At 43.0% G+C, this 21,507-nt stretch carries 21 protein-coding genes; 5 read left to right on the top strand and 16 right to left on the bottom strand.

Annotated elements, in window-relative coordinates:
• Positions 1–253: 253 nt before the first annotated feature.
• Positions 254–895, top strand: coding sequence for a hypothetical protein (locus VEZ01S_RS09155; RefSeq protein WP_021713755.1), 642 nt, complete (start codon positions 254–256; stop codon positions 893–895).
• Between the two features lie 15 nt (positions 896–910).
• Here VEZ01S_RS09155 and VEZ01S_RS09150 read toward each other — a convergent pair whose 3' ends face one another.
• A complete protein-coding gene (locus VEZ01S_RS09150; protein WP_021713754.1) occupies positions 911–1,642 on the bottom strand; it encodes a dienelactone hydrolase family protein in 732 nt (243 codons plus the stop codon).
• A 236-nt stretch (positions 1,643–1,878) separates the two neighbouring features.
• Between VEZ01S_RS09150 and VEZ01S_RS09145 the strand changes: the two genes are divergently transcribed.
• Positions 1,879–2,922: a helix-turn-helix domain-containing protein gene (locus tag VEZ01S_RS09145; protein ID WP_021713753.1), complete on the top strand. Its 1,044-nt coding sequence runs from the start codon at positions 1,879–1,881 to the stop codon at positions 2,920–2,922.
• Positions 2,923–2,950: 28 nt separating this feature from the next.
• On the opposite strand, the gene VEZ01S_RS09140 is transcribed toward VEZ01S_RS09145, so the two are convergent.
• The 9 genes from VEZ01S_RS09140 to VEZ01S_RS09100 form a co-directional block, all read right to left on the bottom strand.
• A complete protein-coding gene (locus VEZ01S_RS09140; protein WP_021713752.1) occupies positions 2,951–3,499 on the bottom strand; it encodes a DUF1415 domain-containing protein in 549 nt (182 codons plus the stop codon).
• 1 nt (position 3,500) lies between these two features.
• On the bottom strand, positions 3,501–4,223 hold the full coding sequence (gene nfsA, locus VEZ01S_RS09135; RefSeq protein WP_040890563.1) for an oxygen-insensitive NADPH nitroreductase: 723 nt from the start codon (positions 4,221–4,223) through the stop codon (positions 3,501–3,503).
• A gap of 107 nt (positions 4,224–4,330) precedes the next feature.
• On the bottom strand, positions 4,331–4,696 hold the full coding sequence (locus tag VEZ01S_RS09130) for a DUF6559 family protein (RefSeq protein WP_021713750.1): 366 nt from the start codon (positions 4,694–4,696) through the stop codon (positions 4,331–4,333).
• Positions 4,697–4,952: 256 nt separating this feature from the next.
• Positions 4,953–5,714 (bottom strand): hydratase, encoded by a 762-nt coding sequence (locus VEZ01S_RS09125; protein ID WP_021713749.1) that lies wholly within the window; start codon positions 5,712–5,714, stop codon positions 4,953–4,955.
• Positions 5,715–5,876: 162 nt separating this feature from the next.
• Positions 5,877–7,325 carry a decarboxylating NADP(+)-dependent phosphogluconate dehydrogenase gene (gene gnd / locus VEZ01S_RS09120; RefSeq protein WP_021713748.1) on the bottom strand — a complete coding sequence of 483 codons (1,449 nt, stop codon included), beginning with the start codon at positions 7,323–7,325 and terminating at the stop codon, positions 5,877–5,879.
• A 24-nt stretch (positions 7,326–7,349) separates the two neighbouring features.
• On the bottom strand, positions 7,350–8,066 hold the full coding sequence (pgl, locus tag VEZ01S_RS09115; protein ID WP_021713747.1) for a 6-phosphogluconolactonase: 717 nt from the start codon (positions 8,064–8,066) through the stop codon (positions 7,350–7,352).
• Complete coding sequence (gene zwf, locus VEZ01S_RS09110; RefSeq protein ID WP_021713746.1) at positions 8,063–9,565, bottom strand: glucose-6-phosphate dehydrogenase; 1,503 nt, start codon at positions 9,563–9,565, stop codon at positions 8,063–8,065. The genes pgl and zwf overlap by 4 nt, the downstream gene beginning before the upstream one ends.
• Before the next feature lie 421 nt (positions 9,566–9,986).
• Positions 9,987–10,844, bottom strand: coding sequence for a glutathione-dependent disulfide-bond oxidoreductase (gene yghU, locus VEZ01S_RS09105; protein WP_021713745.1), 858 nt, complete (start codon positions 10,842–10,844; stop codon positions 9,987–9,989).
• 78 nt (positions 10,845–10,922) lie between these two features.
• Entirely contained in the window at positions 10,923–11,150 is a 228-nt protein-coding gene (locus VEZ01S_RS09100) for a DUF3820 family protein (RefSeq protein ID WP_021713744.1), read from the bottom strand.
• A gap of 135 nt (positions 11,151–11,285) precedes the next feature.
• Between VEZ01S_RS09100 and VEZ01S_RS09095 the strand changes: the two genes are divergently transcribed.
• On the top strand, positions 11,286–12,182 hold the full coding sequence (locus VEZ01S_RS09095) for a hypothetical protein (protein WP_052032214.1): 897 nt from the start codon (positions 11,286–11,288) through the stop codon (positions 12,180–12,182).
• A gap of 213 nt (positions 12,183–12,395) precedes the next feature.
• Complete coding sequence (locus tag VEZ01S_RS09090; protein ID WP_021713742.1) at positions 12,396–12,980, top strand: outer membrane beta-barrel protein; 585 nt, start codon at positions 12,396–12,398, stop codon at positions 12,978–12,980.
• 150 nt (positions 12,981–13,130) lie between these two features.
• Here VEZ01S_RS09090 and VEZ01S_RS09085 read toward each other — a convergent pair whose 3' ends face one another.
• From VEZ01S_RS09085 to VEZ01S_RS09075, 3 genes are all read right to left on the bottom strand, one after another.
• Entirely contained in the window at positions 13,131–13,598 is a 468-nt protein-coding gene (locus VEZ01S_RS09085; protein WP_021713741.1) for a hypothetical protein, read from the bottom strand.
• Between the two features lie 296 nt (positions 13,599–13,894).
• On the bottom strand, positions 13,895–14,926 hold the full coding sequence (gene tdh / locus VEZ01S_RS09080) for an L-threonine 3-dehydrogenase (protein WP_021713740.1): 1,032 nt from the start codon (positions 14,924–14,926) through the stop codon (positions 13,895–13,897).
• Positions 14,926–16,122 carry a glycine C-acetyltransferase gene (locus VEZ01S_RS09075; RefSeq protein ID WP_021713739.1) on the bottom strand — a complete coding sequence of 399 codons (1,197 nt, stop codon included), beginning with the start codon at positions 16,120–16,122 and terminating at the stop codon, positions 14,926–14,928. Before VEZ01S_RS09075 ends, tdh begins: the two co-directional genes overlap by 1 nt.
• 163 nt (positions 16,123–16,285) lie before the next feature.
• Here VEZ01S_RS09075 and VEZ01S_RS09070 point away from each other — a divergent pair, with 163 nt between their 5' ends.
• A complete protein-coding gene (locus tag VEZ01S_RS09070) occupies positions 16,286–17,200 on the top strand; it encodes a LysR family transcriptional regulator (RefSeq protein ID WP_021713738.1) in 915 nt (304 codons plus the stop codon).
• A 129-nt stretch (positions 17,201–17,329) separates the two neighbouring features.
• Here VEZ01S_RS09070 and VEZ01S_RS09065 read toward each other — a convergent pair whose 3' ends face one another.
• The 3 genes from VEZ01S_RS09065 to VEZ01S_RS16750 all read right to left on the bottom strand — a co-directional run bounded on the left by VEZ01S_RS09065 (position 17,330) and on the right by VEZ01S_RS16750 (position 21,247).
• Positions 17,330–18,523, bottom strand: coding sequence for an acetate/propionate family kinase (locus VEZ01S_RS09065; protein ID WP_021713737.1), 1,194 nt, complete (start codon positions 18,521–18,523; stop codon positions 17,330–17,332).
• 388 nt (positions 18,524–18,911) lie between these two features.
• Positions 18,912–20,810 (bottom strand): DEAD/DEAH box helicase, encoded by a 1,899-nt coding sequence (locus VEZ01S_RS09060; protein ID WP_021713736.1) that lies wholly within the window; start codon positions 20,808–20,810, stop codon positions 18,912–18,914.
• A 299-nt stretch (positions 20,811–21,109) separates the two neighbouring features.
• The gene (locus tag VEZ01S_RS16750; RefSeq protein ID WP_156896011.1) at positions 21,110–21,247 is read right to left on the bottom strand and encodes a hypothetical protein; all 138 of its coding nucleotides are present in this window, start codon (positions 21,245–21,247) and stop codon (positions 21,110–21,112) included.
• Between the last annotated feature and the right edge of the window lie 260 nt (positions 21,248–21,507).

The following is a 21,507-nucleotide window of genomic DNA, read 5'->3' as shown; positions in this document are numbered from 1 at the left end:
GACTTAGTGTAATTAGTATAAAAGACTATTATCGAGCCTTGATAAGCGCCATTAACCATCAGGTAAATATTTTAACATTAAGGTTACAAGATAGTCAGTGTATTAGGAAACAAATTTCATGCATTGAAATTGAAAACTTTGAACAGATGCAATACAAAGCTTCATTAAGTTTACGAAGAATGATTGCTATTACTTTACGTTACAAATTACACTATATTAGATTTATTATCCTCTATAGGTAATTGGAGTTATTTTGCTGAAAGACATCGTTATTCAGGCACTTAAAGCGGTTCAGAACGACTGTCTTGCGCTTTCAAAGCAACATTATCCAACCGTACATAATCGGGGAATCAGCAATCATCACTTAACCTCATTAGTGGAGCGGCGCTTACAAAAAACCGCACAACAATTTGGTTCTGCGATGACCATTGAACCAATCCACACCCATAAATACACACACGCACCCGATAGCGTTTATCGACGCATTACATTGCAATATGGCAGTGTTTGGCTATTTCCCTATTCGATTAAAACGGCCAATAAAGTCTTTAAATCCCACTTGTTTGAAACCTTAGCTATTTGGCAAAGTGAGTTTAACTACGCCATACAACCTAATGATTGCGTCGTTCTTGTCTGTGATCATTGGCTTAATAGAATCAACACCAGTCAACAGCTCATTGATTGGTGGCACAATCACCTACCCGATGATTTAAGCCAATATGCGGAAAAAGGCATACACCTTGCACCATCGCAGGCTCCTAAACTGGACGATCTTATGCAAGATCTTAGCTTACAACCTTGTTATAAAACCCACACTCACCCTCTAAAACGAGAAGAGGACGGATCCTTTGTGAAAAGATACGTCCATCTTTATGCGATTTTTGAATGTAAATAATCGGTGTTAGTCGCGCTATTTTGTCACTTCTGCAAGTACTTCATTAAAACGATTCCACGATTTTAGATCGGCATCTTTACGATAGCGATCAGAGCCAAGCACTGTAAATGCGTGTGGCGCTCCGCCGTAAGAGATCATTTCATGTTGAATGCCAGTGCTTTCCAGTTCATCAGCTAGCATGGCAAAGTCCGTCATGCTAACAACTTTATCTGCTGTGCCGTGGAAAATGACCACCGGTGCTTTCGTCATCTTGTAATCTTGACCTTGTGGCGTTTTTAAACCGCCATGGAAACTGATAAAGGCTTTCGCGCTATTGCCCGCACGAGCAGATTCAAGAACCGCGGCTCCGCCAAAACAATACCCTGCTACTACGGTATTATCTTTGCTACCATTGAGCATTTCTGCTTTAAGCTGACTTTCTGCCATTAGCTTTTGTAGCTTCGCTCGGTCTTTATACAACTCACCTGTGTGCTGCTTTTTATCTTTCACTTCGGTTGGGCGAATACCTTTACCAAACAAGTCAGCAGCAAAAACGTTATACCCCACTTCATTAAGCATTTTAGCTCGCTTAATTTCGTATTCGGTTAATCCATCCCAGTCGTGAACTAAGACCACTAAAGGCGCAGAATCAGAGATCTTAGACCAATAACCTTGATACTCTTTTCCATCCACTTCATAAACAACGTCTTCTCCTGCTAACACACTAGCAGAACCCGCCAATAACGCTGCATACAAAAAATAGCGCATACCACTGTCTCCTTCCTTATGAGTTCCATTGAGTGTAGTACGGCTTTCTAAAAATAAGAACTATTCCTATTTGATTTTTTACATGAAGTTAATGGAGATACAGACAACATAGATACTCTATAACCTATTTATTTGTAACGAGAATTTGTCAATGCTGAATACTGGCTATACTTAACGAATATGAAAAAGATTTGTCATTGCACTGTCGATGTTCACCAAAAACTGGAAAATCAATTTTGAATCAAGGTAGCCCTGAACTTTACATTACTAAACATGACGATGACTCGGAAACGCAAGCTATTCCGCTGGTTCGTGCCGATGTTGTCAACACCATCATAGTGCAGTTTGAGAAACAGGGTATTAACATGACTGAGGCACTGCGTCACGCCAATATCAGCCGTGAAATGCTGACAGATTCAAGCAATATGATCGTGAATACTTCAGTGAAAAGTATCTTCGGTAAGGTGTACACCGATGAGGGTATTTTTACTTTTGTCGAAGCGGTTATTCATACCCAACGAACTCAACTCATCCCACATTTTGTAAGAACGCTGTCTAAAAATCTGACCTTACGTGAGGTATTAACCCAGTTTAATTTATTAATCAGAGAGTCTATCCCTGTTGCTTCACAATACTTAGAAGTGAACGACAACAGCGCATGGTTTTGTTCTGCAATGCAGCATAAAGAAGTGAACGACTGGCAAGAGATCTTCAATGTTTTATATTGCGTCGAGCTTATTCGCTCACTGACCAATAACCTGGCATGGCGACCAAAGTCGTTGGCGTTAATTCAAAGTCGCCATGGTCAGTTTGCCAAAAACATTCCCAGTGACATCCAATTGTTATTTTCGCAACAGAACACCAAAATCAGCATTGATTTAGAACTGCTTGATCAAACGATTTATACCCATTACCCAGAGCCTGTCGCCAAAGAGATCATTTGGCATAGTACCTTCACCGATACTTTGTACACCGCGCTCGCGCCTTACGTGCATGAGCAAAATCTTGATATAGAACTGGCCGCCACGCTATTAAGCATGAGTACGCGCAGCCTGCAGCGCAAGCTACTGCAAGAGAAAAACTCATTTAGAGCCATCAAGAACAGCCTTTTATTTAATACTGCCTGTGATTTGATGAAACAGAACCTCAACCTAACCCAAATATCGGTACAATTGGGCTACGCCGACATAGCCCACTTCTCGCGTGCCTTTAAGCGATTTAGCGGTATTCCCCCTAAACGCTATCAGGCCCTACTGTGTGACGTAACACCTGATGTTTAAGGCCTGCTTTCTAAAGCAAAATCTACGGTTATAAATACGGAAACAAGGCTCGTTTTTGTTCATCAGTGAGATTACTCACACGCTCAATGTTGTTATCTGGAATAGCCTCTGGATCAGGGTAATGTTTTAATACCCTCTCCATACTTGCTTCTCGAATGAGGTGTATCACCGGATACGGCGAACGATTGGTTAAATTCTCATCGTCATCGGGATGAGTACCGGCAAAACAGTAATCAGGATGAAAGGTGGCTATTTGAAACTCCCCTTCGTAATCTTGCTGTTTAATCAGTGCATCAACCCAATCTAAAAACAGATTGTAATCCATAAAATCATCTAAGAAATTAGGGATAGTGACCAAAGTCGTTTCTAGCTCTTCGACGTCGGTGCTTTGCAAATGCATGAACTCTTGCAAGATAAACTCTAGCAATTGCTCTTCGTTGTCTGCTTCTGTGACGGCAATTCTGATCTGTTTATTTCGATTAGGTTTTGCGGCAAATGGACATAAATTTAGCCCAATGACCACCTTTTCTAACCATTCTCGAGTTTGATGCTCTACCTGCTCTAAATTAATACTCATATTATTTGGTATTAAATCCTTGATCTTGTAAAAACTCTTGCATAAACGGGCGGGCTTCTTTACTTAATATTTTAGTAATTTGATCCGACCAAGCACCCGATTTTTTATTGTCTGTACGCGTGGCATAATAGTTTTTGATTTGATCGTCATAACGGGCTAACACATCTTTATCCAATGCCGTGTATTGCTCTTGATGTACTACGATGGATTTAGGTAAACGAGGTTTAACCTCAGGGTTTTGCGCCGGATGCCCTAGACACAATCCAAATAGAGGAATAACGTGTTTTGGAAGTGCCAGCAACTCGGTGACCTGTTGTGGGTTATTACGTAATCCACCAATATACACGCCCCCTAGCCCTAATGACTCAGCGGCCGCAAGGCAGTTTTGCGCCATCATAGCCGCATCAACAGACCCAATTAAAGTTTGTTCGGTAAACCCGAGCTGCGCTTGTGGATGAATATCCTGATGACGATGGTAGTCAACACAAAAAACCAGAAACTCCGCGCAACTTTCTACATAAGACTGACCGCCAGCGTAGCGTGCCAGTTTTGCTCGGCTGTCCTTTTGCTGAATACGAATAATCGACACACACTGAATAAAGGTAGAGCTCGACGCAGCTAAACCACAATCTAAGATGGTTTCCAGTTGTTCTGCCGTGATGTTTTGCTCGGTAAATGAACGAATTGAACGGTGAGAAAGAAGAGTTTCGATTGTGCTATTCATCGGGCTATCCATAAGAAATCATTGGCCTTTAGAGTAGCAATAATGCGCCTTGTAGCAAAGTAACTTTCCGTCGATAACCATTACACTACACGGTTTTAACGCCGTATTTAATAACGACCGTTCATCCCATTTCGGTTAGACATATCATCATTCATGCTCCCGCCTTTCCAACCACCACTACCTAGGACATTTAAAACGTCGTTTGCGGTATAGTCGTCAGCGTCGGTAAAGAAATCATGAGATATCTCCTTGCGCAGTCGATGAAATAAAGAGGCATCCTCTAACCCTGCTAAGTCTTGAGGATCTGCAAACAGGGCCAGTGCAAACTTTTGCTGGCGTTGACTGAGGGTTTGACTGCTCGCTTGTATTTGCCCAATAGAGAAATAATCACGTCTGCCATACCCTTTTAGCAGTATCGGCGATAGTATTTTAATCACTTTGGCCATTCTGCGATATTGGATAAATCGAAACATACAACTCCTCGACTTTACTGCGATCAAGCCTTCTTAGCGTAAGGATTGGCTCTTCTTCATTAGCATTATGATGTTAGCACTGGAGTCGATATTGTCTAACACTGTCCTGCATATAAGCCATATTTAACTCATCTTTACTGCAATACGTAATACCAATCCCACTAACTCAGTGATCAGAAATAGCGCAGCAAAAAGGGGCCAATAGCCCCTTATAAAATAACAAATAATATGACGCTTAGTTGTTATTTCGTACGAGTTACTTAGCGTTAAATACCACTTGGTACTCGCCGATGCCTGCGTAATTTACTGTTGTAGGCTTGTCGAATTCAACTTCAACGATGCCACAGTAAGAACCGGTAATGATAGTCTCGCCAGCTTTGAACGTTACGCCGCGACGAGTCATGAAGTTAATTAGCCAGTAAACAGGGCTTTGCGCCGATTCGTTTGGATGTGTGCCATCAAAGTTTTGAACATTGTCACCTTGAGTCACAGTCACGTTAACTTTAGCCGCATCAAAGGCTTTTTCACGAGCAATTTCAGGGCCAACAAACAGACCTTGGTTTACCATGCAGTCAGCCAGTTTTTCGTTGAACTCAGCATCGCTGTCTGCAGCAAAACGTGCTTGCATTAGCTCAAGTGCCATGTGGCATGAACCGATAGCGTCATTGATTTGCTCTTCAGTGTAACCTTCTGCGTTTGCAGGAAGATCTTTGCCCAGTTTGAAGCCAATTTCTGGTTCAATGCGCGCTGCGCCATTGTCCATAAACAATTTACATGTATCGCCACTGTTCACGCTATCAGTAAAGATAGGTGCAACGATGTATTTGTCTTCCCCAAGTGGGTTCAAACATTTCCAGCCGCCTACAGCGCCGTTTTTCAGTTCAATCATTGCCGCTTGAGTTTGCAGAGCGTCTTCTAGAGTCGTTGGACGAATGTTTTCTGCAAGACGTGGCGCTTTAGTACCCGCTACGCGGCGGCTTAAAAGCTCTTTTGCCGCTTCTGTATATAATGTAGTCATATTGTATTACCTGATGATTGTTTTGTTTGATGATATAGCAATTTTTATATTCTGAATAGGTCGCCCAATCACGAAAAAGGGTGACTTGCATAACAAGTCACCCTTAAATTACCTAGTTAGATCAACCTTTGTCTTGTTAGTAAAAAAGACAGTCACTGACGATTAAACGTCGTAAGTTGTTGATGCTGTGTCGCCGCCCGTACCAGTCCAATTAGTGTGGAAGAATTCACCACGCTCACGGTCAAGACGCTCATAAGTGTGAGCACCAAAGTAGTCACGTTGCGCTTGAAGAAGGTTTGCAGGCAAACGAGCCGTTGTGTAACCATCAAGGAACGAAAGAGCAGACGTTGTACAAGGCATTGGGATGCCTACTTCTAGCGACTTAGCCGCCACTTTACGCCATGCACCTAGACAGTTTTCTAGGATAGCTTTGAAGTAAGGATCAGAGCCTAGGAATGCAATTTCTGCATCGTTTTCAAACGCATCACGGATGTTACCTAGGAATGCAGAACGGATGATACAACCGCCACGCCACATGAGTGCTACGTTACCGTAGTTTAGGTCCCAACCATTTTGGTTTGATGCTTCACGCATTAGCATGAAACCTTGTGCGTAAGAGATGATCTTAGACGCAAGCAGTGCTTGGCGAAGTGCGTCAACCCACTCTTGCTGGTCGCCTTCAACAGGTTGTACTGTTTTACCAAACAATTTCTCAGCCGCTACACGTTGATCTTTCATAGAAGATAGGCAACGAGAGAATACAGACTCAGAGATAAGCGTTAGTGGAATACCTAGATCAAGGGCATTGATACCAGTCCATTTACCCGTACCTTTTTGGCCTGCAGTATCAAGGATCTTGTCAACTAATGGCGCGCCATCTTCGTCGCGGTATTTCAAGATGTCTGCTGTGATTTCTACTAAGTAGCTGTCCAGCTCAGTGGTGTTCCAGTCAGCGAAGACTTTTTGCATATCGTCAGCAGACATGCCAAGGCCGTCTTGCATAAATTGGTACGCTTCACAAATAAGCTGCATGTCACCGTATTCGATGCCATTGTGTACCATTTTAACGAAGTGACCTGCACCATCGTTACCTACCCAATCACAGCAAGGCTCACCTTTATCAGTTTTCGCTGAGATGCCTTGTAGGATAGGTTTCACTGCTTCCCATGCTTCTGGAGAGCCGCCTGGCATGATTGAAGGACCAAAACGTGCGCCCTCTTCACCACCTGATACGCCAGTACCGATGAAGTGAATGCCTTTTTCACGTAGGTAAGCTACGCGACGGTTTGTGTCAGGGTAGTTAGTGTTACCACCATCGATGATGATGTCACCTTTGTCTAGTAGTGGGATAAGTTGTTCGATGAAACTATCAACCACATCACCAGCACGTACCATAAGCATCACTTTACGTGGCGTTTCTAGCTTCTCTACCATTTCTTGTAAAGAGTAAGCACCAACGATGTTAGTGTCTTTTGCTGGACCTTCTAAAAATTGGTCAACTTTAGCCGCAGTACGGTTATGTGCTACCACTTTAAAGCCATGATCGTTCATGTTTAAGATAAGGTTTTGACCCATTACTGCGAGTCCAACTACACCAATATCACCTTTCATTTTGTCTCTCCTACTATTCTTATCTTAAGCAATCTTACTTGCTGCGTCTGAGTCTAAAAACCATTCTGTTTCACCCGCATTGGAGTGAATTTTTGCTGCTGGATAGGGAAGATCCTCAGCTGGCGTATTGTAGATCTCATGTACGATATCTTGTTTGCCTGCGCCTAACACTAAATAGCTAATGCGTTTGGCCGCTTGTAGCACTTTTGCTGACTTCGAAATGCGCAACTGTCCAGACTCTGGATGTGAAGCAACGATAGCCAGTTTTTCTTCATTGTAATTTGTATGCTCTGGGAACAAAGAAGCGGTATGCCCATCAGCACCCACGCCTAGCAAGATCCAGTCAAACACGGGAACGCCATCTTGGGTGTCAATCACATCGCTCATTTCTGTTGCGAAACGAATGGCTTCTTGCTGAGGATCATTTTCACCCAAAATACGGTGAATGTTTGCTTCAGGCACACCAACAGGAACAAATAGCAAAGCATTGGCTTCGCCAAAGTTACTTTCTGCGTCAGTTGGTGCTACGCAACGTTCGTCGCCCCACCAAAAATGCAGGTTGTTCCAATCAATGCTACTCGCATGTGGCTCTGTCGCCAACAACTTGAATAGCATTTTGGGAGTGCTGCCACCGGATAGAGAAATATGTACCGCTCTACCTTGATGACTAAAGCTTTGTAACTCTTTGGCTAACTGCTCTACCACTTGAGTCGGCGTACTAAAGATTTTGCTATTCATCATAATTCGCAATACTCGGTATCTGTTAAGTTCTTACAAGGGAAGCGCCACGCTCTTCCATCACGTTCTAAAAGATCATGAGACTCTTTCGGCCCCCATGTTCCGCAGGCATAACCAAACAGCGCTTGTGGACGTTCTTTAAAGTCTAAAATAGGCTGAACATATTCCCAACAAGTTTCAACTGCGTCAGAACGAGCAAATAACGTTGCATCGCCATTTAATGCATCCAGCAATAAACGTTCGTATGCACTGAGCATATGAGCTTCGTTTAAAGACTTGTAATGGAAGTTCATTTTCACTTCTTTCGCGTGGAAACCTGCTCCAGGCTCTTTTAAACCAAAGCTAATCTGAATACCTTCATCCGGCTGAATACGGATAATCAGTTTGTTTTCAGGCGCATCCTGCCCAAACACTGGGTGCGGCGTATCTTTAAAGTGGATAACCACTTCTGTTACGCGAGTCGGCAGACGCTTACCAGTACGAACATAAAACGGAACCCCGTTCCAACGGCTGTTGTTAATGTAGGCTTTTAGTCCAATGTAGGTTTCAGTACGCGAATCATCAGCAACACCCGGCTCGTCTCGGTATCCAGGTAAAAACTCACCACGAACCTCAGATTCGGTGTATTGACCAAGAACAAGGTTATTCACTAAGTCGTGTTCTTCAAGAGGCTTTAAGCTTCTTAATACTTTCACCACTTCATCACGAATAGAATCCGCATTGATGCGCGGTGGTGATTCCATGCCAACCATGGCCAATACTTGCAATAGGTGGTTTTGGAACATATCACGTACTGCGCCAGAACCGTCGTAATAGCCGCCACGCTCTTCCACACCAAGGAACTCAGAACCTGTGATTTCAACATAATTAATGAAATTTCGGTTCCAAAGCGGTTCAAACATAATGTTTGAAAAACGGAACACCAATAGGTTTTGTACGGTTTCTTTACCTAGGTAATGATCAATACGATACAGTTGAGTTTCTTCAAAATGCTCATGGATCTGCTTATCTAGCAGTTGTGCTGACGCAAGATCGTAACCGAACGGTTTTTCAACAATAAGGCGCTTCCAACCATCGTCTTCTTTGTTTAGACCATGAGCGGCAAGGCTTGCAGGAATCACAGAATATAAGCTAGGGGGTGTGGCTAAGTAATAGAGAACGTTACGCTCTTCTAACTGATAGTGCGCCGCAAGTTCATCTTGTCGAGTTGCCAGTTTGGCATAATCTGCGGTATCGGACGTATTGATTGCTTGATAATGAAGATGGCCGATGAACTCTTCTAGAACAGATTCTTCTGTTTTTTCAAATTCTCGAAGGGCTTTCTTCAATTTGTCACGATAAGACTCATCACTGTATTCAGTACGGCTTACGCCTAAAATATAAAATGATTGGGGAAGTTGACCGCTTTGGTACAGTCTATATAAAGCGGGAATTAACTTGCGATAAGTTAAATCTCCAGAAGCACCAAAAATTACTATGCTGCTTTTATCAGGTATTACCATCATTTGTCCTTCAAGTGCCTTTAAGGGTTGCATAGAAGCATCGAGTTACGGGGAGAGTCCACCGGCGAATGGCTTACAATGCACCATGAGAAGAATTCTACACCGAATAAGGCGAATTAAAATAATTTGTCACATTTTCACAGTGATTAATTGAAATCTATAGGCAAAAAAAATCTCCGCCTTCGTTAACGGAGATTGCCTGCATCCATAGTTTAGCTTTATGACGCTTTAATAGAAACATTTTTCATTCGCATAATTATTTTTGCGATTCACCTGCATAATATTTGAGCACCGAGTGCTATCTAGCACGCATCAATCACCGTCTAGACTGGTCTTATAGAAAACTACATAGCCACTGACGCTCATAGTTAATACCCATGCTTCACTGCATAGAAAGCGCTCTAATTCTGCGCAATAAATGCTAAGGGCGTAATTTTAACACCGCATCGATATCCTCAGCAGTATGTCTTTCCGCAAGCTGCTCCCATGGTTCACCAAAAGCACGGTTAACAATACGGCCGCGTTGCACGCCCTCTCGCTGTGCGACTTGCTTAGCCCAACGCACCACATTGGTATAAGAGTCTACTTGTAAAAATTCGGCGGCATCATATAACTTACCCAATACAAGGTTGCCATACCAAGGCCATATTGCCATATCAGCAATCGTATATTCATCACCAGCAACAAAATGATATTTTGCCAATTGCTTATCTAATACATCTAACTGACGCTTTGCTTCCATCGCAAAGCGATTAATTGGGTATTGCTGTTTTTCATCAGCATAGGCGTAAAAATGCCCAAAACCACCGCCTAAGAAAGGAGCGGAACCTTGTGCCCAAAACAGCCAGTTAAACGTTTGAGTGCGAGCAGGTCCAGCGCTAGGTAAAAAACGATTAAACTTCTCTGCTAAATGCACAAGGATAGAGGCAGATTCAAATACATTAACTGCTTGTTCACCACTTTTATCGACCAAAGCAGGGATTTTAGAATTGGGATTCACACCCACAAATCCAGAAGAAAACTGATCAGAGTCACCAATATTGATCAGGAAAGCATCATATTCTGCTTCTTTAACACCAGCGCCTAACAGCTCTTCAAGCAGGATGGTGACTTTTTGTCCGTTAGGTGTCCCTAAGGAATACAGCTGTAATGAATGCTCACCTTCTGGCAATGCCTTTTCGTATCTAGCACCTGCTTCAGGGCTATTGATATTGGCCCATTTATTACCGCCATTGGTGTCATTAACCCACACTTTAGGGGGAACGTATTGCTCATTCATGGTCTCTCCTTTTACCTATTTCATCATCGCCGTATTGCGATATTTCCATCTACCAAAAGAATGACTTATTGATGTTGGCTAATAACGGCTGCTATCTTTTAACGGTTTAACCACCGAGTCTAACCCTTCAACCTTCAGCGCCAAGCAAAGTTGCAACAGACGACCTAGTTCACCTTCCGGCCACTGGGCTTTGTTTTGAAACCACAATAAATACTCTTCTGGAAGATCAATCAGTACGCGTCCAGCGTATTTACCAAACGGCATCTTCATGTGCGCGAGTTTAAGTATATTTTCTTTTTCTAACACTTTCTAAACCAAATCAAACACTTTGTGACAATATGAAATACATCAACCATAATAGAAGTGAACAAAATAACCAAAGGATTCGGCTTGCACCTCGCCCCCTCTATTCACTTATTCTTCTTTCTGCTGTTTGCCATCATTTCACTACAAGTACAAGCGCAAGACAGCGAAGAAATATGCTTAAGCAAGCCAGACGATGATAGGCCAATTTCCCGTGTTTATCACTTTCTTAATACCAAGTTTTGTCAGCCTGCGGTATGGTTTGATGACTTCTTCGCCGATGATCGCGTTACTGAAGATGCCCGTGCAGGCACCTCCGTGCGCTGGAAAAATGACTTTTCCTACATCGAAAAGGACGGTTTTAAATACGAAAGTAAGATCGACGCAAAATTTAACCTGCCGAAAGTCACCAAACGACTCAAACTGATCATCGAATCAGAGGGGGAAGATTCTCTTTTCGATCTCTTTCCGAAAAACTCGGATGAAGTCGAAAATAACATTGGACTTAGGTACGATATCTACGCAAAGGGCTACAGCAGCTTCAATATCAAAGCCACCTTCAAGCCAAAGATTGAAGCACGTTATCGTTTTACCTACCCTATTACGCTTAACACCGTCAGCCGCATCACGCAAAAAATCTATCAACAAACAGAATTAACCGGTGAGTCAACCCAGTTTGATATTGACCACGCCATCAACACACACTTTTTACTGCGCTGGACCTCATTCGCCGAATTTGAACGCGATCATGCCGAAGACACCAGCATCTGGAATATGGGAACCGGTTTTATTCTTTATCAATACATATCCCCAACCCAGGCCATTAACTACACCATCAGCACCACAGCAACAGACACCCCACGCAGCTTTATAGACAATACCTTAATCAGTCTCACCTACCGTCAAAACGTATTTTACGAATGGCTCTACTATGAAATCACTCCAGAGTACAACTGGTATAGAGAGTATCAGCAAAGTTTTGAGAAAGAAGCGAGTATTCGGTTCAGGTTGGAAATTCGATTTGATAATTTTTAAGGGAGCAGGAGGATATTAGTCATCAATCAAAAAGTTGATACTACATTCCACAAATAATCTTATTCCATTGATTTAATAGATAAATAATTACTATCACCAGAATTTCTCATTAAATGAAGCAAAACAAGTATAGTATTGACTTCACCCTGACATTTTTTGTAACACTCTAATCAAAATGACGCCGCGCAAACCAAAATTGTACGGAAGCAATCCATGAACAAGAAACTATTAGCTATTTTAGTCATTAGCTCATTCTCCATCACAGCCCACGCCGCTGACGACAAAGACTCAGGGCGTATCACCGTTTTTGCTGGTGCTAGCAATATCTCATCTAACTTTCATAACCCAAGATTTAGTGTCTATGGTGGCACATTGGGAGCTGAATTTGGCTTCAACAAATACGCCAGTATCAACTTAGCGGGTACTTACGCTTCTTTTGATGAATCTAATTTCCATAGCAACTCACAAGGTGACACCGCTGATGGTTGGGCAATCAACACCCGATTAATGGGTAAACTTGGCTACCCTATTGAAAACCTATCAGGGAAAGTAAGGATGACACCCTACGCTATGCTAGGTCTTGCTGTTGAATCCTATAAACTCGAACAAGATCACGCGGCAAACAGTACCTTCAATACTGACGACGGTAAAAAGATAAACAGCCAAGCAGGTTTAGCCTACGGTGTCGGCGCAGATATTATTATCGAAGATGTCTATGTGATTGGCGTGTCATACAACCGCTCAAACCTAGATACCAGTCACCAACAAACGTCACTAACATTAGGTTATCGTTTTTAAATAGACATAACGTAAAATTTGTTAGCAGACGATCAAATAAATCATCGCTGAATACTGCTCTCTACGACAGGCAGTATTCAGCGATGGATTTTATACTTGAACGCAATAGAAGCATCAAAAAGCACCTTTCTAACAGCGCTTAAATCCCCTCTATGTTGTCTGCGCTTTTTCTGTGTCATCAAGAGCAAAGTAGATCTTCGATACAATCACTTCAGCAATCAATATTGCAAAGACCACCGCGAAGAAGGCGACAACCCCATTAAATGGACCCGTAAACTGTACTTTGTCACCAAAAATAATGTTGATGGCTTCTAGCATTACAAATTTAGAGCCTACAAGGATGATATAGGTAGAAACACCTCGGTAGATTTTTGGAGCCGTGCCGGGCTTCGATTTAAAATAGTTTGCGAGCTTGTGTTCCAATCCTATGGATAATTTAAGCAATAGTTGGAGCAAGATTGCAGCAATGAAAGAGATGGTAAACGACTCAATGTTGACGTACTGGCAATACTCGTCAAAGAAATTCAGTACGGTTAAATCCACTAACACAGCTAACGTATAACCGACAAACAAGCGTTGCGGTGTATTAAAATTATAGCTCTTTCCTTCTGTGCTCATAATTACTCCCTTAATTACAAAAACAACAAATCAATAACAATTGAAAAACATTATCACTCAAATACGGTTTGTATTTCCAGATAAAATTCAATTAATTACGGTTTGAAGGTGTGCAATGTAAGAAAAGAAGAAACTGTGCTATCGGAAGATCGGTGTGAGAAGGTATCTCGTCGATAAGGCAAGAAATGTTGCGGTAAAACGAAAAATGGCCCCAAAGATCTTTGGAGCCATTTTAAAGTCACTGAAATCTTAGACTGTGTCAGTGATAACACCACACAGAAAAAGATTGATGTGTCTTATTCCCAATCAAGGATAACTTTACCGGAAGCCCCGCTACGCATAGCGTCAAAGCCTTTTTGGAAGTCATCAATCTTGAAGTTGTGAGTAATGATTGGCGTCAAATCTAAGCCTGATTGAATCAAGCTTGCCATCTTATACCAAGTTTCGAACATTTCTCTTCCGTAAATCCCTTTGATCACTAGACCTTTGAAGATCACTTGGTTCCAATCAATGCCCATGTCTGATGGTGGAATGCCAAGCAATGCAACACGACCACCGTGGTTCATCGCTTCTAGCATACTCTTAAATGCCATTTGAACGCCTGACATTTCTAAGCCTACATCAAACCCTTCGCTCATATTAAGCTCAGCCATTACGTCTTTAAGGTCTTCTTTAGCCACGTTTACCGCGCGGGTCACACCCATTTGACGCGCTAAATCAAGGCGGTATTCGTTCACATCGGTAATGACTACGTGACGTGCACCAACATGTTTGGCAACGGCCGCCGCCATGATACCAATTGGGCCTGCGCCTGTGATCAGAACATCTTCACCCACTAAGTCAAATGACAATGCTGAGTGTACCGCATTACCAAATGGGTCAAAGATTGCAGCAAGATCATCTGAAATGCCGTCAGGGATCTTAAAAGCATTAAATGCCGGGATCACTAAGTATTCAGAGAACGAACCTGTACGGTTAACACCTACACCGATAGTGTTACGACAAAGGTGCGTACGGCCGCCACGACAGTTACGACAGTGACCACAAGTGATGTGTCCTTCACCTGATACGCGATCGCCAATTTCAAAGCCGCGAACTTCTTGACCAATCGCCACAACCTCGCCCACGTATTCGTGACCGACCACCATAGGCACAGGAATGGTGTTTTGTGACCATTCGTCCCAGTTGTAGATGTGCACGTCGGTGCCACAAATTGCGGTTTTCTTAATTTTAATCAAAAGGTCGTTATGCCCCATTTCGGGCATATCGACTTCGTTCATCCAAATGCCTTCTTCTGGCTTTAATTTAGAGAGCGCTTTAATCTTCATTATTTGATCAGCTCCATATCACGACCCACTTCAATAAACACATCAATAGCGCGATCTAGCTGTTCACGTGAGTGCGCTGCGGACATTTGAGTACGAATACGTGCTTGGCCTTTTGGCACTACAGGGAATGAGAAGCCGACAACATAGATGCCTTTTTCCAATGCACGTTCTGCAAATTCGGCCGCCACTTTAGCGTCACCTAGCATAATAGGGATGATGGCATGATCCGCACCGCCCATAGTAAAACCAGCAGCTTCCATACGAGTACGGAAATGAGCAGCGTTCTCCCAAAGGTGCGTACGTAGATCGCCACTTTCTTGCAAAAGATCAATCACGCGCAGTGACGCTGACACAATCGCAGGAGCCACTGAGTTTGAGAAAAGGTACGGACGAGAACGTTGACGTAGCCAGTCAATCACTTCTTTTTTACCTGAAGTATAACCGCCTGATGCGCCGCCCATCGCTTTGCCCAATGTACCTGTGATGATATCGATGCGATCCATCACATTATGGTAGTCGTGAGTACCAGCGCCTGTTTCGCCCATAAAGCCGACAGCGTGAGAGTCATCAACCATCACTAGTGCGTTGTATTTGTCTGCCAAATCACAGATAGCCGGTAGGTTTGCAACTACACCGTCCATTGAGAATACGCCATCGGTAACGATTAGCTTGTGACGAGCGCCCGCTGCATCAGCATCGATAAGTTGCTGTTCAAGCTCACTCATGTTGTTGTTAGCGTAGCGAAAACGCATCGCTTTACACAAACGCACGCCGTCAATGATGGATGCGTGGTTAAGGGCATCAGAAATGATGGCGTCTTCTTTACCAAGGATGGTTTCAAACAAACCCGCATTCGCATCAAAACAAGAAGTATAAAGAATCGTATCTTCCATGCCTAAGAAAGTAGATAGCTTGTCTTCTAATTGCTTATGAATATCTTGCGTACCACAGATAAAACGTACAGATGCCATACCAAAACCGTACTCATCCATACCCGACTGAGCAGCTTTAATAAGTTCAGGGTGGTTAGCAAGGCCAAGGTAGTTGTTCGCACAGAAGTTCAGTACATCTTCACCTGTCGAAATAGACACAGACGCTTGTTGTTGTGATGTGATCACTCGTTCAGACTTATACAAGCCTTCAGATTTCACTTCTTCGATTTGGTTTTGAATTTGTTTATAAAACGCTGAAGACATAATGCTATCGATCCTTTCAATACAGAGATGTTTAAGTCTAAATAATTACGAGCTTAAACCCAGTCTTTGTTGATGATTTACAGTGTAAAGAGATTCTAGTTCAAACCTTCAAGGAGTATAATGCCCTCAATGGAAAATCATTTATGAATTCAAGGCACAAATAATGAAAACCAGTCAGCTCGTTGCGTTACTCCCTGATCTTGCAACTTATACTTTAGTGGTGCAGCAAGGAAATTTCACTAATGCAGCCAATAGTTTATCTATGACGCCGTCTGCGGTTTCAAAAACGATATCGCGCTTAGAAAAAGCATTAGAAGTGAAGCTGATTGAACGTACTACACGTAACCTTCGGATTACCGAAGAAGGCGAAAAGGTCTACGAACAAGCGATTCAAATGTTGTATGCGGCCGAGCAAGCGGTTGAACTCTCATCCAACCTGCATCTAAAGCCTCAGGGCAGTATCATGATCTCGGCACCGGAGGCATTGCTGAGCCTTGTGCTACAACCATTGATCATCGAATTTTTAAAACGCTACCCAGAGATACAGATAAAAGCCCGTGCCATTGATGGCTCCGTCGACATTCACAAACAAGGCATTGATATTGCCTTTCGTCTATCAAAAGATCCTGATGAACATCTCGTACTCAAAGAGTTAGGTCAAACCCATCTATTACTGTGCGCCTCTAAACCTTACTTAATGAAGCATGGCATTCCTAAACAGCCAAGTGACCTGCTGCGCCACAACTGTTTATATTTAGCAGAAACAGAACACGATAATGTGTGGACCTTCCATAAAGGAGACGAGTCTCAATCTGTTACCGTATCTGGCCGCTATGCCGTCAACCAAGCACAGTTAAGGTTTGAAGGCGTAAAGTCGCACCTGGGGATTGGGTTGTTTCATGATTTTGTGGTGGAAAATGCACTAGAAAATGGTGAAGTTGTACAAGTATTAGAGGATTGGACGCTTACAGGCAATTATCATGGCAATATTTTGATGCAATACGCACAAATGAAATACCTACCAGAAAGACTTCGTTTGTTTATCGATTTTATCAACCGAGCACTTGGCGCACCTTAAATTTTCATCATTACGATGGCAGGCATAATGCTAACCGTACTAAATAAGTGCTTATTCTAGCGTGTTAAAAAACGCAAAAAGCGAGCTTAAAATAAGCTCGCTTTCATTTATACCGAAATCAAAAGTAGACTAGATACGTTCTACTGATTCTTTAGCAATAACAAACTCTTCGTTTGTTGGGATAACCAATACTTTAGCACCAAGAAGTGCAGATTCACCGATTTGACCAGCAGCGCCAAAGCGTGCCGCTTCGTTACCTGCTTTATCTTCAGTGAAGCCAAGTAGGCTTAGGTTCTCAAGGATTTCACGACGGATATCCAATGCGTTTTCACCGATACCACCAGTGAAGATAACCGCGTCTAGAGCGTTAAGTGGTACTAGGTAAGAAGCGATGTATTTCGCTACACGGTAAGTGAATACTTGGAATGCAAGCGTTGCACCTTCGTGACCTTCAGCCATTGCTTCTAGGATGCCACGAGCATCAGAAGTTAGACCAGACACACCTAGGAAACCTGATTTTTTGTATAGCGTTTCGAATACTTTCTCTTGAGTCCAACCTTTCTTAAGTAGGAACTCGATAACACCAGGGTCAAGGTCACCACAACGTGTGCCCATCATTAGGCCAGCTTGTGGAGTGAAGCCCATTGAAGTATCTACAGATTTGCCATTTGCAATTGCACATACTGATGCGCCGTTACCTAGGTGAACAGTGATGAAGTTACTTTCTTCAACAGATTTGCCAATCACTTTCGCCGCTTCTTGGCTTACGAAGTAGTGGCTAGTACCGTGGAAGCCGTAACGACGGATGCGGTATTCGTCGTAAAGCTCGTGTGAGATAGAACCAGTAAATGCTTTCTTAGGCATTGTTTGGTGGAAAGCAGTATCAAATACAGCAAATTGTGGAAGAGAAGGATACGCTTCCATTGCCGCTTTGATGCCTTTAGCGCCAGCAGGGTTATGCAGTGGAGCTAGATCTGAAATGCTTTCGATTTCTGCAAGTACTGCGTCATCGATGCGAACAGTGCTAGTGAATTTTTCACCACCGTGTACGATACGGTGTCCAACAGCGACGATAGTCTCTTTTAGACTTAACTCTTCCATCAACTTAACGATACGGTTGATAGCTTCTTGGTGATGGTTGTCTGGTGCAGTGATCGCTTGTTCAGTTTTCTCACCATTGAATTTCCAAGCAATAGTTGCTTCTGGAAGGCCGAAACACTCACCTAGTCCGCTTACTAGCGCTTCACCAGATTCAGAATCGATAACAGCGAACTTCAGCGAAGAGCTGCCTGAATTGATAACGAGTACGTTCTTGTTTGACATGAGTTAAATCCTAAAATTAGACGGGGGGCATTCAATCTTTAATCATGATTATCAAATAATTTGAAATTTATTCAAATTTTTTTTAATCAATTAATCATACAAAATAAGATACTTTGATCTAGATCAATCTGCAAATTTATTTAGCCGTAAAATTTTTTCTAAAAATAAAAAGATTAAAATCGTTTTTAGTGTTTTAAAGGGCTACAGACCATTTTTAATGCTAAATGAGCCACAAAGCCTCTCTTATATTGGTCGGTTTTAATGGATATTAAATCATACTAGTTGCTATAGAATGCAATGCCAATTTCTTCAGGCGAAAAAAAGCCGGGACACTGACGTATCCCGGCTCTTACATTTTATTACTGGTCTGTAATTACACTACAGTATATTACTCGCCAGAGTTGCGACGAGATTGACCACGGTCGCCACGAGGACCATTACCACGGTTTTCGCTGCCACGGTTACGGTCGAAACGACGTTCGCCGTCACGGTTACCACGGTAGCCACCGCCTTCACGGTTACCACGATGACCTTCACCACCACGACGGTTACCACCGTCACGACGAGGACCACCATCGCGACGTGGACCACGAGACTCACGGAAGTCATCAAAGTCACATACTACAGCAGCGGTTTCTTTTTGACGAATACGCAGTTTACGTAGTTTACCCGCAGTTTCAGAGTTCATTGCTTTTGGAAGCTGAACAAACGTATGGCCTTGAGCCAGTTTGATTGCACCAATAGAACCTTTCGTTAAACCTAGTTCGTTTGCTAGAGCGCCAACGATGTCTTTAACTTGAACGCCTTGGTCACGACCCACTTGCAGTTGGTATGTATCCCAATCTTTAGTTTCGCCGCCGTAGCTACGACCACCTTCACGACGACCATCGCGGCCTCCGTCACGACCGCCTTCACGGCGTTCAGTGCGACGTTTCTTATCGCGCTCGATAGCGGCGATCATTGGGTCATCACCTACGTAGAATAAAGGACGTTTGCCTTGTTGACGACGTAGTAGGATTGCCGCAAGTGTTGCTGCGTCAATTTCTAAATCATTTTGTAGCGTTTCAACTAACTCAGCGAATTTCTCTACAGAGCTGTGTTCTTTATCAGCCGCAAGTTCAAGACCTAGCTTAGTGACACGAGCCGCCGCTACTTGGTCACGCAATGGAAGTTGGATTTCTTCCATAGATGACTTAGTTACACGCTCAATAGTGCGAAGCATACGCATTTGGTTAGTACGAACCAATAGGATCGCTTTACCCTTACGTCCAGCACGGCCAGTACGACCAATACGGTGAATGTAAGACTCAACATCAAATGGAATGTCGTAGTTGAATACGTGAGTAATACGAGGCACATCAAGACCACGAGCCACAACGTCAGTTGCCACTAGAATGTCGATTACGCCACGTTTAATATTGTCTACAGTGCGCTCACGTTGAGACTGAGGAATGTCACCGTGTAGTGCAGAAACTTTGAAGCCGCGGTCAGCAAGGTAGCCTGCAACGCGCTCAGTGTCTTGGCGAGTACGTACGAATACGATAGACGCATCGGTTTCTTCAGTTTCAAGAAGACGAGTCATTGCTTCATCTTTCTCGATACCTTTAACAACCCAGAATTTTTGCTCTACTTTATCAACCGTGTGGTTTTTACCCGCAACGTCAACAAACGCAGGATCACGCAAGAAGCGCTCAACAATTTTCTTAAGCATTGGAGGCATAGTTGCAGAGAACAGTACGCGTTGAGCCGTCGCTGGAGCGTGCTCAAGGATTGCTGTTACGTCTTCTACAAAGCCCATGTTTAGCATTTCGTCTGCTTCATCAAGAACGAAAGTTTTCACTTCGTCTAGGTGCAAACGGTCACGGTTAATCAAATCTTGAACACGGCCAGGAGTACCTACAACAATGTGAGTACCGTTTTTAAGGGCGCGCATTTGATCAACGATAGAAGTACCACCGTAGATTTCAAGAACTTTAAGACCACGGATGTTGCGGCCAAGGTTTTTGATTTCAGCAGCAACCTGAATCGCTAGCTCACGTGTTGGGGCTAGAATGATCGCTTGAGGTTTACGTTGGTCTAAATCTAATTTGTTAAGTAGAGGAAGCGAGAAAGCGGCTGTTTTACCAGTACCCGTTTGTGCTTTACCTAGTGCATCTCTACCTTCAAGAAGAAAAGGAATAGACGCTGATTGGATTGGAGTTGGAGAAACAAAACCCATTTCATCAAGGGCAGAAAGGATTTGTTGGTTTAGTTCTAAATCGCTGAATTTTATTTCAGATTCTTGCATCGGGATCCCACTATAGTCAGTGTGTTCATTAATACGGTCCCAGGTGCTCTCTAATATTCATACACCGATCCAGCAATACACACTAAATCCATTCGGAAGGAAAAGTATATAAAACGCATCAAGCCGCTAGGGACAAAATAAGGAGGCGAATTCTGCCCTAAAAATCAGACAATTACAAGAAAATATTGAATCAGATCACAAATTCAAGTAAATCCGCCCCTTTACGACCTTCCAAAATCAACATTTATCCCCTATTCTGAGCTGTTCATTTTGCCACCAAGGTATTGTACGAAACGCAGTTACCTTTTACGACCTTGCATGTCAGAATGCGTATACTTAACTAAGTTCTGACGCTCCTGTTGAGACAGGTTATCCCCTGTAGACTGCGCACAGCCCGCTATAAACCCCATACAGATCATAATTAACACGATTTTCATAATGTATCCCTTTTTCCGAGTAATGATATAACAGTGCAATATGCACCCACTGTTTACGGCAGAACTCGTAAAATGGATCGCTTTTCAAGCATGTTAAGCACAAATCACCCACAAATTCTCTAATGACGAAAAAAGTTTCACTATCTTGATTGGCAAGTTATACATTTGTATCAAGAGTCGGTAAGATGGCGCGTAAATCATTGCCTTTTGTACAAGTATTGCTCACATGCAACCTCGCAAAGGCATTAAATTAGCCCCCA

It is taken from the genome of Vibrio ezurae NBRC 102218 (assembly GCF_000467185.1).
Classification (GTDB): Bacteria; Pseudomonadota; Gammaproteobacteria; order Enterobacterales; family Vibrionaceae; genus Vibrio; species Vibrio ezurae.
The sequence above is the reverse complement of the archived record's forward strand: the minus strand, read 5'-3'. Positions and strand labels throughout refer to the sequence as shown.